This window comes from Candidatus Tisiphia endosymbiont of Dascillus cervinus (genome assembly GCF_964026405.1).
Classification (GTDB): Bacteria; Pseudomonadota; Alphaproteobacteria; order Rickettsiales; family Rickettsiaceae; genus Tisiphia.
Window position 1 is genome coordinate 1,149,353 of sequence record NZ_OZ032146.1, and the last position, 16,320, is coordinate 1,165,672.

The 16,320-nt window shown below is 33.2% G+C and carries 17 protein-coding genes and 1 tRNA gene; 8 read left to right on the forward strand and 10 right to left on the reverse strand.

Features of this window, described 5'->3' with window-relative positions; genetic code table 11:
• Positions 1–22: 22 nt before the first annotated feature.
• Positions 23–1,297 (forward strand): MFS transporter, encoded by a 1,275-nt coding sequence (locus AAGD19_RS05570; protein ID WP_341748477.1) that lies wholly within the window; start codon positions 23–25, stop codon positions 1,295–1,297.
• A gap of 269 nt (positions 1,298–1,566) precedes the next feature.
• Here AAGD19_RS05570 and AAGD19_RS05575 read toward each other — a convergent pair whose 3' ends face one another.
• Positions 1,567–3,144 (reverse strand): lysine--tRNA ligase, encoded by a 1,578-nt coding sequence (locus tag AAGD19_RS05575; RefSeq protein ID WP_341747485.1) that lies wholly within the window; start codon positions 3,142–3,144, stop codon positions 1,567–1,569.
• Between the two features lie 138 nt (positions 3,145–3,282).
• Here AAGD19_RS05575 and AAGD19_RS05580 point away from each other — a divergent pair, with 138 nt between their 5' ends.
• A complete protein-coding gene (locus AAGD19_RS05580) occupies positions 3,283–3,807 on the forward strand; it encodes a disulfide bond formation protein B (protein ID WP_341747486.1) in 525 nt (174 codons plus the stop codon).
• Positions 3,808–3,877: 70 nt separating this feature from the next.
• On the opposite strand, the gene AAGD19_RS05585 is transcribed toward AAGD19_RS05580, so the two are convergent.
• From AAGD19_RS05585 to AAGD19_RS05600, 4 genes are all read right to left on the reverse strand, one after another.
• Positions 3,878–4,849, reverse strand: coding sequence for a cell envelope integrity protein TolA (locus AAGD19_RS05585; RefSeq protein WP_341747487.1), 972 nt, complete (start codon positions 4,847–4,849; stop codon positions 3,878–3,880).
• On the reverse strand, positions 4,839–5,273 hold the full coding sequence (gene tolR, locus AAGD19_RS05590; protein WP_341747488.1) for a protein TolR: 435 nt from the start codon (positions 5,271–5,273) through the stop codon (positions 4,839–4,841). The genes AAGD19_RS05585 and tolR overlap by 11 nt, the downstream gene beginning before the upstream one ends.
• Positions 5,273–5,998: a protein TolQ gene (tolQ, locus tag AAGD19_RS05595; protein ID WP_341747489.1), complete on the reverse strand. Its 726-nt coding sequence runs from the start codon at positions 5,996–5,998 to the stop codon at positions 5,273–5,275. The genes tolR and tolQ overlap by 1 nt, the downstream gene beginning before the upstream one ends.
• Before the next feature lie 274 nt (positions 5,999–6,272).
• A tRNA-Leu gene (locus AAGD19_RS05600) sits at positions 6,273–6,359 on the reverse strand.
• Positions 6,360–6,617: 258 nt separating this feature from the next.
• Between AAGD19_RS05600 and AAGD19_RS05605 the strand changes: the two genes are divergently transcribed.
• The 4 genes from AAGD19_RS05605 (at position 6,618) to AAGD19_RS05620 (ending at position 9,351) form a co-directional block, all read left to right on the forward strand.
• On the forward strand, positions 6,618–7,418 hold the full coding sequence (locus AAGD19_RS05605; protein ID WP_341747490.1) for a hypothetical protein: 801 nt from the start codon (positions 6,618–6,620) through the stop codon (positions 7,416–7,418).
• A 139-nt stretch (positions 7,419–7,557) separates the two neighbouring features.
• On the forward strand, positions 7,558–7,977 hold the full coding sequence (locus AAGD19_RS05610; RefSeq protein ID WP_341747491.1) for a hypothetical protein: 420 nt from the start codon (positions 7,558–7,560) through the stop codon (positions 7,975–7,977).
• 237 nt (positions 7,978–8,214) lie between these two features.
• On the forward strand, positions 8,215–8,442 hold the full coding sequence (locus AAGD19_RS05615) for a hypothetical protein (RefSeq protein WP_341747492.1): 228 nt from the start codon (positions 8,215–8,217) through the stop codon (positions 8,440–8,442).
• A gap of 174 nt (positions 8,443–8,616) precedes the next feature.
• Positions 8,617–9,351, forward strand: coding sequence for a Bax inhibitor-1/YccA family protein (locus tag AAGD19_RS05620; RefSeq protein ID WP_341747493.1), 735 nt, complete (start codon positions 8,617–8,619; stop codon positions 9,349–9,351).
• A gap of 448 nt (positions 9,352–9,799) precedes the next feature.
• On the opposite strand, the gene AAGD19_RS05630 is transcribed toward AAGD19_RS05620, so the two are convergent.
• From AAGD19_RS05630 to ubiG, 3 genes are read right to left on the reverse strand one after another with little or no spacing between them, the layout of a single operon-like run.
• Complete coding sequence (locus AAGD19_RS05630; RefSeq protein ID WP_341747494.1) at positions 9,800–10,396, reverse strand: DUF6314 family protein; 597 nt, start codon at positions 10,394–10,396, stop codon at positions 9,800–9,802.
• Positions 10,378–11,784: a glutamate--tRNA ligase gene (gene gltX / locus AAGD19_RS05635; RefSeq protein ID WP_341747495.1), complete on the reverse strand. Its 1,407-nt coding sequence runs from the start codon at positions 11,782–11,784 to the stop codon at positions 10,378–10,380. The genes AAGD19_RS05630 and gltX overlap by 19 nt, the downstream gene beginning before the upstream one ends.
• Positions 11,785–11,800: 16 nt before the next feature.
• Positions 11,801–12,559, reverse strand: a complete 759-nt coding sequence (ubiG, locus tag AAGD19_RS05640; RefSeq protein WP_341747496.1) for a bifunctional 2-polyprenyl-6-hydroxyphenol methylase/3-demethylubiquinol 3-O-methyltransferase UbiG — start codon at positions 12,557–12,559, stop codon at positions 11,801–11,803.
• Positions 12,560–12,655: 96 nt separating this feature from the next.
• Between ubiG and AAGD19_RS05645 the strand changes: the two genes are divergently transcribed.
• Positions 12,656–13,441, forward strand: coding sequence for a metal ABC transporter permease (locus tag AAGD19_RS05645; protein ID WP_341747497.1), 786 nt, complete (start codon positions 12,656–12,658; stop codon positions 13,439–13,441).
• Between the two features lie 103 nt (positions 13,442–13,544).
• Here the strand turns inward: AAGD19_RS05645 and mutM are convergent, their stop codons facing one another.
• Both mutM and AAGD19_RS05655 read right to left on the reverse strand, forming a co-directional pair.
• Entirely contained in the window at positions 13,545–14,363 is an 819-nt protein-coding gene (gene mutM / locus AAGD19_RS05650) for a bifunctional DNA-formamidopyrimidine glycosylase/DNA-(apurinic or apyrimidinic site) lyase (protein ID WP_341747498.1), read from the reverse strand.
• Positions 14,364–14,387: 24 nt separating this feature from the next.
• Entirely contained in the window at positions 14,388–15,371 is a 984-nt protein-coding gene (locus AAGD19_RS05655) for a transposase (RefSeq protein WP_341747233.1), read from the reverse strand.
• Positions 15,372–15,554: 183 nt separating this feature from the next.
• Between AAGD19_RS05655 and ubiE the strand changes: the two genes are divergently transcribed.
• Entirely contained in the window at positions 15,555–16,319 is a 765-nt protein-coding gene (gene ubiE, locus AAGD19_RS05660) for a bifunctional demethylmenaquinone methyltransferase/2-methoxy-6-polyprenyl-1,4-benzoquinol methylase UbiE (protein WP_341747499.1), read from the forward strand.
• Position 16,320 lies beyond the last annotated feature (1 nt).

The following is a 16,320-nucleotide window of genomic DNA, read 5'->3' on the forward strand; positions in this document are numbered from 1 at the left end:
AGTACTAAATTATGAGCAGTATATAGTGAAAAAAAAAACAAGAAATAAAATTATCGGAGCATTTCTAGGTACAATAGTTGAATATTATGATTATGGTTTGTATGGTTTCTCTGCTGGTATTATGGCAGCAAAATTCTTTCCAAATACTGATTATCTAACTAATCTAATAAATGTTTTTGCTATTTATGCGATAGCATATTTATCAAAACCTATGGGATCACTGATTTTTGGGCGTATCGGAGACTTGTATGGGCGTAAAGCTGCATTAAGTATAACCATCATAGGTATTGGAATACCTACGATGGTTATAGGCTTCCTGCCAGAATACTCATCTATTGGTGTGTGGGGTGCAATAATTTTGACTTTGTGTCGCTTTATGCAAGGTTTTTTTATAGGTGGAGAATATGATGGAGCCGCTATTTATGTTATCGAACATTTAGGGGAGAAATACCGATATACAGCTTCAGCAATAACTCGTTGTACTGGGGTTGTAGGTTTATTACTAGGGAATGGGGCAACCAATTTTTTTAATGCCCATATTTTTCCAGATTGGAGTTGGCGTATTCCTTTTTTCTTTAGTTTACCTTTAGCTTTAATCGTTTTATATTTTCGCCGAACATTTGATGAAACACCGGAATTTAAAAAGAATCAAGACAGTAAAACGAAGACGCAAAGCTTAGCTATTTTAATTAAGAAGCAGTGGCGAGTTATTTTGATGGCAGTGTTTCTTGCTGGTGGATTTGGTGCGACTTATCAAATATCCGTTATGTTTATGAAACAATATTTGCCTATGATCCTACCGCAAACTAGTTTCATTATTAGTACATTTTCAGTTTTAATAACCATATGTTTTGCCATTCCTATGCCTATTGCTGGCTTGTTAGCAGATCGGCTTAGTCAAATGTTAGTATTTAAGTTTAGCTTATTTGGTACTATTGTATCTAGTCTATTATTTATTATATCCGTTAACTATCAGATGGTTAATTTAGCTTTGGGTTCTTGTTTAATGCTAGCATGTTTTGTTGCTCCTTTCAATGCTCTTTCGCATGGTATAATGACAAAAGCTTTTGCTGTCAATGATCGTTATCGTGCAGTAAGTCTTGGTCATAATATTGGGTCAATGTTGATGTCTGGCAGTGCTAATTCTGTTTGTTTAATATTAATGAGATACCTAAATTTTCAATTATTGCCAATCATATATCTTATGTTCTTTGCAATATTAGCATATTTTATGGCAAAATGTTTTGAGAAAGATTATAAAAACAAAATTAAGTTGCAAATTGATATCAATTTATAAAATTTATCTTTTATACTACTACAGTTGTAGTACTAGCGTCAAAACAATATCATCCCACAACTGTTGAAAGTTAGTAAATACAGCTTCTTTATACGTCTATTAGCGAGGAAGCGATGGAATCGCCAACGCGGCAATTTTGTTGTGAAGTAGGGACAAGTATTACTTCAAAAGATTGCTACGACGCCGCTTTTCGCGACTCCTCGCTAATAGACGTATCTTTTAATAATTCTAAAAAACTTGATTATCGAGTCTTACATCGACACTTAAGATTAAACTAGTTTCTGTTGAATCAAATTTATAGAGTCCTTAATACCAAAAAGCTTAATAAAAGACCCAAGCCTTGGTCCTTCAGTTTGCCCAAGTAATATTTGATATAATTCTTTAAAATAATCTCTTAAATTATTATAACCATGCTTATTACCAATATCATAAATTTTTTCTTGGATTTGCTCGGAAGTAATATCTCCCGGCAAAACATTTAACATAGCGATAATTTCTTGTAAGATAATTTTTTGCTGATCATTAGGAACTAAATAGCACTTATTAGTTTTAATAAAGTCATTATAATAACGAGTGGCAAAATCTGTCAAATGATCAAGGTACGGGGCATTTTGTTTCGTTGCACTCGGGGCGTACTTACTGATAAATCCCCAAAGTACCGATTTATCTTCAGGATTGCAAACCGATGCAAGGTTTAGCAATAAGCTAAAACTAATGCCAAAAGTTTCGATATTAGGCACATTCCCGTGATGAATATGATGTACTGGATTCGCAAAACGCTTTACTTGATCTAGTTCTAAATGATATTTTTTATTGAAGGTAATATATTCATCAACATTTTTAGGTATCACATCAAAATGTAAACGTTTGGCTCTTGTTGGATTTTGGTACATAAATAACGACATACTTTCCACCGGTGCATATTGCAGCCATTGATCAACAGTAATGCCATTGCCTGTAGATTTAGAGATTTTCTCTCCGCTTTCATTAAGAAATAATTCATAAAAAAATTGTACTGGTGGAATTCCCTCTAAAATTCGACAAATCTCAGAATATAACCTAGCATTAGGCATATGCTCCTTACCATACATTTCATAATCCACTTGCAGGGCAGCCCACCGCATACCCAAATCAGGTTTCCATTGCAGCTTACAATGTCCCTTTGTCACAGGAACTTCCACAAACTTCCCTTCATCGTCTTTATAGGTAATAGTAGCGGCTAAGCGATCGATCTTTGCAATAGGTACTTGTAGTACAATACCGGTTTTTGGACAAATTGGCATAAAAGGTGAATAAGTTGCCTGTCGTTCTTCTCGAAAAGTTGGTAACATTAGAGCCATTATTTCATCATATTTGTCTATGACTTTAAGCATCATCTGATCAAATAAACCGGATTTATAACATTCTGTACTACTAAAAAATTCATATTTGAAGCCAAATCTATCTAAAAATGAGCGAAGCTTAGCATTCATATAATGTCCATAACTTTCACATTCGCCAAAAGGATCGGGAATAGATGTTAAAGGTTTGCCAATATGTGATGCCACCATATCAGGATTTGGGATATTATTTGGGACTTTACGCAAACCATCCATGTCATCAGAAAAACAGATAATCTTAGTTGGGATATTTGATAGTTGTTTAAATGCTTCTTGCACCATTATAGATCTAGCAACTTCTGCAAATGTACCTATATGTGGTATTCCTGACGGTCCATAACCAGTTTCAAATAATACATAACCTTTAGCTGGAGTTTTTCCACCCAGTTGATCTAATATTTTTTTTGCTTCTAAAAAAGGCCAAGCATTTGACTTAACAGCATCTTCTAAAATTTCTAATTCTGACATCTATAATATCCATTTCTATATAGTTTGATTTCGCATATTGAGTATAATATACGTGGTTTTCTCTAAATTTATAAATTTATCTCTTGAGTTTTTTATAATATTCTTAGACAATAGAGGATTAGAAATTAGTATTTACCTATGACCATCCCTTCTATTATCCATTTTATTCGCAAAGATAGTTTTAGAGTTTTACATATAGCCCTAATTTGTACATGCATCTTTGCCTTATCTTTGGCTTATTTTGTCGAATATATATTACATTTTTCACCTTGCCCTTTGTGTATTTATCAAAGATTCCCATATTTATTTATAATCAAGATTTCAGTTGTAGCGATTCTTATTAAGAAAATCAGCAAATATACTTTATTTTTTATCGTTCTAAATTTATTAGGTGCTTGCATATTAGCAGGCTATCATAGTGGAGTGGAAAGAGGGATATTTGAACCAAGTAGTCTTTGTTCAACTTTAATCCATATTCCAAAGCACTTATCCATTCAAGATATTAAAGAAATATTTTATAGCCAACCTATTGCGACTTGCACAAAACCGGCAGTTAAATTATTTGATATATCTATGACAGAATGGAATTTACTACTAAACCTATCTTTATTATTTGCCGTACTCTTTATTTGGTTTTATCCTAATCCCAAATCCGAAAATTAATACTAATATAAAGGAAATTTGACTAGCACTAAGTATAAATCTTGAAAAATATAATAATTATGCAAATATTTTACATACTTGGATCAAAAAGAAATTTAAATTCTTTCCAGCTATTGTAACGCTGAGGGTCTAGATTATTAATAGGACTTGCTTGCCATACTGCTCTCATTGCACTGTCAGATAGAGCGTCACAAGCTATTTTTGTTATATTTGGGCATATTGTTTCTTTGACTTTTACTTCTTTGACACTGCCATCTTGATTTAAAGCTATATACAAAGTTACCCGTAGCTGCTCAAGGTTTTGTATCCCAATAGGTTTGCTCCATACTCTCTCTATTTGTTGTTTAATTAGAGATATTTCACTGATGGAAAGAGGCAATGTGTCATCGTAAGGACCTTTTGATTCTTGGGTTTCTTTATTTTCTTTGGACCTAGCTTGTTTATTTGATTTTGCACTCGACCCTTCAGATGATTGTTCTAAATTTTTAAGCAAAGAATCTAAGTAACTTTTATTAGGAATTTTCTTTTTTTTCTCGAGTGGCTTCTTTGTTTCTACAGGTTTTTTTTCTTCTGCAGGCTTCTTCTTTTCTATAGGCTTTGTTTCTACAGGCTTTTTTTCTTCTATAGGTTTCTTCTCTTCTATAGGTTTTTTATCTATAACCTTCTTTTCCTCGATAGGAAGCTTGTCTTCAATAGGTTTCTTTTCTTCTATAGGCTTTGTATCTACAGGTTTCTTTTCTTCTAGAAGTTTCTCTAGAGGCTTCTCTAAGGGTCTCTTCTCTTCTGTATCATCAGGTTTACTTTGTTCTACTTTTTTTGTATCTTGATTTTCTATAGCTTTTTCAGATTGTTTTATTTTATTGGGTATATTAGATTTAGTATTAATTGGTAACATTTCAAAAACTATTACTTGTTCTTCAGGAGATTTTTTAAACAATGATGGAAGACCAAATAAGAAGAAATATATTATTAGTAAATGAAGTACTACGGAGCAAATAAAAGAAATAGAAAAAATATTATTATTTATATTATTATTTTTCATTATATTTAATATTTGAAACTAGTGCTACCTTAGAAAAGCCTGCTGCATGGATTTCAGATACAACGCTAACTACCTCGCCATATGGCACATTTTTGTCGCCTCTTACAAAAATTCTAATATCTTTCTTTTCTTTTGTAATATTAGTTAGCTTAGTAGCTAAATTTTGTCTCTCTATTTTAGATTCCAATAAATATAATTCTCCTTTATTGTTAATACTAATCACTAACGGTTCATCTTGTCCTGACAGTGGGCTAGAAGTTGTTTCTGGTAAATCAACATTAATACCGGACACTAGCATTGGAGAGGTTATCATAAAGATGATCAATAGCACTAACATGACATCAACTAGTGGTGTAACGTTGATCTCGCTGACTAAATTACGTCTATATCTTTGGTTATTTGAATTTGGTAATTGTATAGCCATTACATTTTCCCTTCATCTATGGCTCTTGATAGTATAGAACTAATCTCATTAATGAAATCATCAATTTTGTTATTAATCTTAATTATTTGTGAAGAAAGGTAGTTATAAAAAATCACTGCCGGAATTGCTGCAAATAGACCTATTGCTGTTGCAAGTAGAGCTTCTGCAATGCCAGGAGCTACGATAGCAAGTGAGGTATTTTTTGATGCTGCAATAGATTGAAAACTATGCATAATCCCCCAAACAGTACCAAATAACCCTATAAATGGTGTACTAGAAGCAACAGTTGCCAAAAAACCTAAATTTTGCTCTAATCTTTCAAGTTCACGATTCCTTATCAAGTACATAGATTGTATTATTCGCTCTTTATGGCTAATTTTAAGTGCATCAGTGAGGTTGTTAGGATTTTGGCGTTTACATTCGTTCATAGCTGCTACAAAAACTGCGGCAAGAGGATTATTCATTGTTCTTTTAATAGTTTCATATAACTGATCTAAAACTGCTCCAGACCAAAAAGTAGTTTCAAAAGTTGTAATTTTCTTTCTTATTTGAACTAAATGAACTATCTTATCTATAATTATTGTCCATGCCCAAATTGAAGCAATTACCAAAATTATCATAACAGATTTTCCTATAATATCAGTGGATGATATCATAGAGAAAATTGATGAACCACTTTGTGCTGTAATTTCTACAACATCATTAATATTGTTATGTGTACTCATTTGATGTAACTAACCTTCATTGCCTAAATATTGTTTCTGTATATATACTCAGCTAGACCTTCAAGAATTAAGGTTTCCGCGACCTAAAGATCGAAGTTGCTCCGTTACTCATGTACGCACAGCTAGCTCTTCTTGAAGTTATACGATTTCCGAAAACTAATCATCACGTCGTCGTACTTCATGATCTCCGCTCCTCACGTACTAGTATGTACGCTCCGGTGCTCGACACTCGTACTCCTAGTGCTAATTTAGTTTTGGGAAATGGTATTATAGATGGTACCTCTGGTCGGACTTTTGAACCAGCACGCCTTTTGAGCTGTAGATTTTGAGTCTACCGTGTCTACCATTCCACCACAGAGGCATTAAATCCCTAAAAATTAGTTCATATTTTTTTAACTTTTGTAGACAAAATAGCAATATCTTTGTATCATGTAAATAACTAAATTGCCTTGGACTAAATTCCGTTACGAATTCGAGAACGGAAATAACGATCTATAAGACCATTAGATAGAAATGTTCACACAACCTAAATTATCCTTGTCGTATTTGTTATCTTATCTTGACAAAGTGATAAGAAGCATAGTTAATTATAGTTAGTTTTAATTAATTAAGGTTCCTTATGAAAAATATATTCAAACCAAAATCAGTTTCTGTTAATTACAAGAACATAGACCTTACAAATCCTAAAGAAAAAGCAAAATTAATGACACAGCTAAGAAAAAAGAATGTCGATGCTCTTGATTTATCTAATAGTAAGGTTCAATTGGACAAAGAGATATTAGAGGCTATTATAGAAAATCCAATTTCCGAGCTTGATTTATCTAGTAACAATTTGGGAGATAACGGAGCTAAGGAAGTTGCAGGCATTATTCAGAATAGTACTAAGCTTAAGATTCTAAAGTTAAGTAATAACCAAATTGGAAGTGAGGGCATGGGAGCTTTGTCATCCGCTTTTGATCATAATGAAACTGTTACTGATCTTGATCTATCGAATAATAATCTAGGAGATAAAGGAGCTGAAAAAGTTGCAACACTTCTTGCTAATAATTCTACTATTATTGATATAAATTTAGATAGTAACGAATTTGGAACAGACGGTCTGCTATATTTACCATTCTCTCTTCTTAATCGAAATAACACTACTAATATTTCTTTAGCTGCTGCTGATTATATTCCAGAAGAAGCTGTTGCACGTTTTGCAAAAGTGTTACAACAGAACGGAAACGTACACTCAATTAACTTCGTGGATAAAGAGCAAAATGATGAGAAAGCAGTGCATGCTCAAAAATTATTTGATACTATAATTAAAATTAGAGATTCCAATGGTCTTGATAAAGAAAGTCAGAAAGAATTTAATAAACTAGTTTGGGAATGTATTGTCTCCCACATCCCAAGTGGAAAGATCTTTTTAAGAACTTAGTGACAGACTCTAAGAAACCTTACTTATTTGACCCGAGTACTCTTGATACAGACGGAAAGCCAATGCTATCCAAAGTTAGTAATGTGTTGATATATTCAGCTTTGTTGTCAAGCATGAATCAGCAAATAAATCAAAAGTAGTGCAACAAGGCGAGCTACCTCCACTAGATGAGAAATGGTTCGACACAACAGTAAGAGTAGACGACGCTCTGCCATTAGAGAATGCTGCTGCTCAGAATGTAACAGAATCACTTTTGACATCAGTAGCAGGTAATGAAGGCGTGAAAGGAGCGTATGCACGGCTTAATGATATTCCAGATTCGCCTAGTCTAGAGCAGAGAATGCAGGCAAGAAATCTACGAGATTATAATCTCGTAGACACACTTACTCCTAGTTTAGAAGAAGGGGCAGAAATGCGTACAATAACTGGAGATCATTTTGACCCACTAACGATGACAGTTTTAGGTGATAATAACCCACATCTTGACCCACTAATGATGACAATTCTTCATGGTCAAGATGTATCAACAACAGATAGATTATCTGTCCGTTGCTCCTAAAAAAGCTACACTAGAATATAAAGATAACCCAAAAATGCAAGCAGAGGTACAAAAGCTGGGAAAAACTATGTCTCCATATATGGCTTCCACATCTCAAAGTAATGCTGCACCCAATACACCCAATACAGGCAAAAAACATGGGCAATCTAGTGGTTTTAAAAGATAACTTAATAAAAACTCATAGGATCGATATCTACTTTTAATTTTATAAATCTTACATTTGACATAAATTATTGTATGCCCAAAAAAACTAAAAACATAAAAGATGATATAGACAAGGGTTATCTAGCTGACTTGGAAGATAATGAAGATAAATTACCTAAAAATAGAAGTACTAATAATAATGCTGAAAGTACTAAAATTTATAATATTTCTATTTGGGACGAAATGAATGCGGCGGATGGCAAGATACATGAGTTGAAACTTGCTGGTAATGATGATAATTCTGATAGTGTTAGTGAATAATAAATATTAATCTAGGAAACTAAATTATAAAATTTCCTCTCTAATCTTTTCTTTGCTTTTATAAACGTTTCATGATAACTTAAATGAATATTTCACAATTTTCTTCTTGAAAAGAAAAGGTATGAAGCTTATACTATTATAGTATAAATAATAACATGATTCATGGGGTTTCTTATGATTGATTACACAAAGACTTTTACTGCTACTCAGAAAACATATGATGTCGGACTGAGAGAATACATGCTGAAAGTCTATAATTATATGGCTTTAGCTCTTGTGCTAACTGGAGTAATGGCTTTTGCTACTATATCATTTGAGCCATTAACTAGGCTTTTATTTCAAGTTGAAGCAAATGGACAGTTCATGGGCTATACCGGTTTGGGGACATTGGTAATGATTTCTCCTGTGGGAATTGCTTTGTACTTCTTTATGGGATTTGGCAAGATGAGTTTAGATACTACTAAAGTATTGTTTTGGGTTTATGCTGCTTTAACTGGTATGTCTTTGGCATCCCTCGGATTTATCTATACAGGAGAGTCAATTGCTCGAACTTTCTTTATTTGTGCATCTGTTTTTGGTGCAATGAGCCTTTATGGGTATAGTACCAATAGGGATTTGACATCAATGGGGTCATTTCTTATCATGGGGTTATTTGGTCTTATCATTGTGTCACTAGTCAACATATTTTTACAAAGCTCAGCTATATATTTTGCAACGTCTCTCATTGGGGTTGGTATATTTATGGGTATTATTGCATGGGATACTCAAAAAATTAAGTCTATGTATTTTATGTCTGGAGGTGGAGAGTTAGGACAAAAAATGTCCATAATGGCCGCTTTTAATTTGTATTTAGACTTTATTAATTTGTTCTTACATCTTCTAAGATTCTTTGGTAATAGAAGAAACTAGTATTACAGTTGTAGTTACGAACTGCCATTCCCGTGAAGGCACAACAGTTGTGAGTTATAAAAAATCGTCTATTAGCGAAGTGCTGTTGTTAAACCGTCATTGCGAGGAGTCGCTGCAAGCGGCAACGTGGCAATCCAAAAGTTGCAGTGGCAAAAAATAAAACAGCAAGCTGTTTATTTGGATCGCCACGCCACTTTGTGGCTCGCGATGACAATTATTTGTTTCTATAATAGACCTCTTTCGAAACTCGCTTATACTGAGGGATTTGAAGGAGGCGCTTCACCTCGAACCACAGCGTACTCTAATTCCGTTACGGATTCGAGTGCCGCATCGACGTGCAAATCACCAGCCGAAAGAGGTCTCATTTAGTATTTTCTGTCATTAGTTGAGACCTTTAAACTGCCCTAGGGTGACATTGAAGGTACGGTAATGTTACATTATATTGAGTTCAGGATATTCTAGTAAAACTAGTTTTTATCGTATAATTTTTGTTAGGACCTAAAACTTTATAACTCAGTTCAAAAGAATTCTTATTTAAAAATGTGTAATTAGCTTGATAAATATCCAAGTTGCATTGATGTGTACCTTTAGCCTGAACTTTATCCTGAAAAGGAATATTAGAGATAAAATGTAATTGGTAAAATAAACCATTGTTATTTTCATTAACAAAATATTTAACAATTCTGTTTTGCTCTAGAGAGTATAGATACTCCTTAAAAGCTTTTACCCTATTGGTATTACTATAATATTCAACATCAAGATCCTCTCTGTATAATATACGTGAATGAGGTGAGCTATGTCCTTTATCTTCTATAAAGTAAGCGATTCCTTTAGCTGTACCATAATTGCCTAAAATTCTCGTAATAGCATATGTTCCAACTAGGTTGTGAAATATATACTCTTCTACTTTGAAGAATTGTTTCTTTGTAAATACTTGCGGAGATTTCGCGTACTCACGTACTTCATGTATACCTAGTCCGCTCACCCCTTGTTTATTGTCCCCATTCATAGGATCATTTAAATCTATTAAATCATTTGAGTACATTTCAACCTAGCAATAGCATTTTCTTTACCAATTATGGCGATAATTTCAAAAATACTTGGGGAAGCAGTCATGCCTGTTATTAGAGATCTAATGGATTGCATGAGATCTGCAAGTTTAATATTATTATTCTTGGCTATTTCTTTAAATTTTATTTGAATTGAGTCTTTATCAAAATTTTGTAAATTCTTTAATTCCTCAATAACTTGCTCTAGCAAATTTTTATTACAATTCTTGATTATCTCTTTGGCTTCCTCAGAGTAGATAATAGGAACGTTAATCAAGTAAATCTTGGCTAGTTCAGCTAATTCGACTAAATTTGTGCTTCTTATTTTCAAGTTTGGCATTGCTTGCTTAATATATTCCGTTTCTTCCGTGGTGATTTTATAAGTTTTTTGCAAATTCTCACAAATCATTTTTGTTAATAGCTTAGCATCAAGCTGACGTAGATAATGAGCATTTAAATTATCCATTTTGGCAAAATCAAGACGGGAAGGTGATTTGCCAAGACCTTCAATGTTAAACCATTCTATAGCTTGTTGTCTTGAAATAATCTCATTATCTTTGTGACTCCATCCTAACCTTAGTAAATAATTACACAAGCTCTCGGGTAAATATCCCATATCTTGGTATGCTTTTATTCCAAGAGCTCCATGTCTTTTAGATAATTTTGCCCCGTCATCACCATGTATTAATGGTATATGTATCATATGTGGCACATCCCAACCAAAGGCTTGATAAAGTAGGATTTGACGAGCAGCGTTAGTTAAATGGTCACCCCCCCTGATAATATGGGTAATCTGCATATCGTGATCGTCCACTACTACTGCCAACATATAGGTGCTACTTCCATCGCTACGTAACAGCACCATATCATCTAGGTGGGAGTTTTCAATGGTAACATCCCCTTGTAAAGCATCATGGATAGTTGTATAGCCAGTTCTTGGAGCTTTCAGCCTAATCACTGCTTCTGTGGATTGGTAACCTTTCGGAAATTTAGAAGGGTCAGCATCTCGCCAAGGACTTTGAAATAAAAAATGTTGTTTATTAGCTATAGCATTATCTCGCTGCCGATCTATTTCTTCTTGAGGTGTAAAACAATAATAAGCTTTTCCTTCATCTAGTAATTTCAGAGCTGCTTTTTTGTATAAATCATTTCTTTTAGACTGAAAAATCACTTCACCGTCCCAGTCTAAACCAAGCCATTTCAAACCAGAAAATATAGCATTTACTGCATCTTCGGTTGATCTTGTTTTATCAGTATCCTCAATTCGAAGTAAAAATTTGCCATTATGGTGTTTGGCAAATAAATAATTAAACAATGCTGTCCTTGCCCCACCAATATGCAAGAAGCCAGTAGGGGAGGGGGCGAATCTAGTAATTATAGTCATAGTATTTTCTTTAAAGTTAATCTAGAGGGAGTTCTGCAAGAGGTCTAGTTAAATAAGCAAAATAATTTACCTCTATATCATCACTCAACTGCCAACTTCTATTGACAATATTATAAGTTAAGCCCTTAAGCTCTTTAAGCTCTATGTTATTTTTACTAAACATAGAATAAATTTCAGATGGTTTAAGAAATTTACTATGGTCATGGGTTTTTTTTGGTATCCAATTAAGCAGGTATTCTGCCATCAAAATAGCTAACATATAAGCTTTTACAGTACGGTTAATTGTTGAAATTATAATCATGCCATTTGGTTTTACTAGATTGGCAAGGTTTTTTACAAAATCACTAGGATTGTCTATGTGTTCCATAACTTCTAAACATAGTACCACATCATACTGTTTGCTATTTGAGTATACTAATTCCTCAGCAGTCGATTTAAGATATTGTATATTCAAATTTTCTTCTTCAGCATGCTTCATCGCAATATCTATATTACTTTGTAGTGCATCTATGCCAGTAATTGTGCCATTTAGTTTACAGAGAGCAGAGGTAATTAATCCCCCGCCACATCCTACGTCTAAAATATCTAATTTTGAAGGTAGTACTACATCATCATCTATATTAAAATGATCTTTTATCTTATCTATTATGTAACCAAGACGAATAGGATTTATTTGATGAAGAATTTTAAACTCTCCATCTTCCTGCCACCACCCGCTAGAAATTTTACTAAACTTTTCTAGTTCTATTTGATTAATAGAAGATTTTGTAGACATATTTCTTTACTGGTTATAGAATCCATTTCTAATATACCACAAAAATCATGAAGCACTAAATGCTATTCTCAAATGATCTACCAAAAATCGTATAAAATGACTATAATAATATTGACTATAATTCTAATCAGTCTAATTTTTGCTCCTCTTGGTTGTATAAGCTTATGGAAAAAATATATTTATTTTGGTGATGGTCTTTCGCACGCAAGTTTACTTGCTGGAAGTATTAGTATCCTTGTCCATTTGCCTGTTGTTTATTCAGGACTAGTTGTTGCCGTTATATTTGCTATCTTGGTGTTTACGTTAAAACATAGGTCAGGTGGTAGTAGCGTGGTAATGTTAATATCAAGTTTTATGTTATCTTTAGCCTTAGTAGTAGGTTATATGTACCCACTACAGATTAAGATCACTAACCTATTATTTGGCGATATTTTATCTGCCTCTTTAAATGATATATTAACCTTATCAATTATACTTATATTCGTTATTTCTTTCGTTTGGTATTTCTATAGCCAGATTATTCTAATTGTCATTAATAGAGATATTGCACAAATTAAGGGGGTGAAAGTAAGAACGATTGAATTGGCATTTTTGTTACTGTTATCTTTATCAGTATTCTTGACTATTAAGATTGTTGGGGCATTACTCGTTACTAGTATTTTGCTGATTCCAGCCATGACTGCTAGGATGATTTCTAGTAATCCAGTACAAATGATTATCAATTCAGTTATCGTAGCTTTAATTGTAGACTTCCTTGGCTTAGTAGTGTCATTATATCTTGACATACCAATTACCCCAATAATTACGGTAATAAACACCATAGTTTATTGTTTATTCTATATAATTTCACGGGCAAATAAAACAGGATTTTTTAGATTATAGTCAATTGATGAGAATTTGGTGACGTCGTCTTCGATCGCTTGCCTATTATCTAGAGGCTTCGTTCCATCGTTCCTGCTATCCACTCCTGAATTGACTATACCTCTCATTCTTGGCAAATAGAACAATAGAAACTAGTTCTGCCGGATTGTTTTATTTTCCTTATTATTCCCTCGCAGTTTAGACATTTTTGATTTTCTCGTGCATAAACCTGTAATTCTTGTTGGAAGTAACCAGGTTTACTATCACCGCTAACAAAATCTTTGAGAGTAGTACCTCCTGCTGATATTGCCTTTGTTAAAACATTTTTAATGGCTAATATCAAATTACTTATTTCCTTGTTTGACAAACTACTACCCAGTCTGCTTGGGTGTATTTTAGCAATAAAAAGGCTCTCAGAAGCATATATATTACCAACACCGACAATAATCCGATGATCCATTAATAAATTTTTTATCGGAACAGAGCGATTCAATAATTTTGTTTTTAGATACTCATCAGACATATCATTTGACAAAGGTTCTACACCTAAATTTAGTAAAAATTTTTCTTGGGCGAGGTTTGTTAGCATACTATAAATCATCCCAAAACGTCGTGGATCATTAAAAACTAATTTCTCGCAAGTTGTCAAAGATATAACTACGTGATCATGCCTTTGTAGCCTATAATCACTAGGTTGTAGGGTCAGCCTACCAGTCATGCCAAGATGTACAATAATGGAATAATAATTATCCAAATCTATTAGCAAATATTTTGCCCTACGCCTTAAAGCTACAATTCTTGCTGACTCTACATTTGACTCTAACTGATCACTTAGTTTATAGCGTATATCATCTCGTTTCTTATCGAGTTTATTGATGGTAGCCCCTACTATTCGCTGTTCTAGACAACGTTTTAATGTTTCAACCTCAGGAAGTTCTGGCATTTTTACATTTTAACACTACAAAACTTACGCTATGTAAGGTTCTAAATAGCGTAAAGAGGGTGAACGTAACTGCTGTTGCATATAATGATCTAAAAGCCCTAACTTTATTTGATAAACCGTCTTACCTATTTTGTGTGCAGTTCTTTTTAGAAAAGCCCACACTAAAAATGCACAACTAATGTGATTACGCTGGATGCGTTGTTTTCTGCATTGGCATCGTTCTATACCGGTAAGTTGCTTGATTTCTCTATGCATGCTCTCAATTACCCAACGAAAGCCACACTCATCTTGTACGGCTTTAGAAGATTTTTGAGTTTTGTTATTGGTAACAATATAATCAACTCTGTTGGTAGAAACAGTAAGTTTAAACAAATTAACATGCTTATCTTTTGCAAAGCCCTTTATATGAATCTCCACTCCGCTCTTAATTTCCTCATCTGAAAACGTTAACTTGCTAACAGCTTTATAAGGCTTAGAAGAGGAAGTTTTAGTAACGTTTCTATTTGCTTTAATAGGAGCATAATAATATTTACCCAAGGAATCAACATGTTGCATAATTTTATGCGTAGCATACCATGTGTCAAAAAGCACAGTTTGAAAAGGAATCTTTTTGCTATACACAGCATTATTTAACATATTTAATAGGTGTTCTACTTTTGTCGCTCCATCATGTTCGGGCGAAAAAATTCGGTAATCTATTACCCAAAACTTATTAATATCCGGATTATAATATACCAAACTTACTACTCCTATACCAGTAGTAATACCACCTGTAGCCCCACTGTACTGTGATCTAGCAATTTCTATTTTCTTGGTATTTCTTTTATTTAACACCGTATCATCAAATATTGTATATCCGTTAGGCGATAAAATAACATCATCCTTAATATGTTCCCATAACAAAGAAGGTGTATATTTTTCATTTTTTAAAAATCTATTAATAACATCATGGCTACATTTTTTGGCATGTTCAGCATAGTAGGTCAAACTATAATTCTTTTGACTCACTATTAGAAATTGACAGTAATCTGTCCTATTAACTGGTATTGCTTGCAATTTTATCCTCTTGGCATTTGTAAATTATACTCAACATAATGTACCATTTTTTTTCTCATAGCGTAAGTTTTGACTATTAATAATTCATTATATATCATAATATAACATATAAACAACTTAGCACTAAGTAGTAATATGAAAAATAATGATAACCAATCTGAGCAAGTAAATTTTGGCTTCTCAAAAGTGAGCTTTGATCAGAAAAGAGATTTAGTTAAAGATATCTTTTCTAGTGTTGCTAATAAATATGATGTAATGAATGACTTAATGAGTTTGGGAGTACATCGTTTATGGAAAGATGAATTTGTTAGGCAAATTCCCAATTTAAAATCAAATATATTGGATGTGGCAAGTGGCACAGGTGACATAGCTTTTAGAATAATAAAGCGAGCATCGGCAAAAAATATATTAGTGCAGTTGACAATGTGTGATATAAATCATGATATGCTGGAGGTAGCACGTCACAAAGCTATTGATAGTAATATATTACAGGGATTAGAGTATGTCGTTGCTGATGCAGAAAGCTTACCTTTTCCTGATAATAGTTTTGATTATTATACTATAGCATTTGGTATTAGGAATGTGGCAAAAATTGACAATGCCCTAAAAGAAGCATATCGAGTACTAAAACCTGGGGGTAAATTTTTATGTTTAGAATTTTCTAAAGTGGAATACGATTGTCTGAAGCAATTATACCAGTTTTATTCGTTTAATATTATTCCTAAGATTGGTAAAATTATAGCAAACAACGAATCAGCTTATCAATATTTGGTGGAAAGTATTAATGTATTCCCAGAGCAGGAGAGTTTTGCAATTATGCTAAAAGATGTCGGCTTTACTGATGTTAGTTATAAGAATCTTACTTTAGGTGTTGCTGCTATTCATAGTGCTTATAAATAAT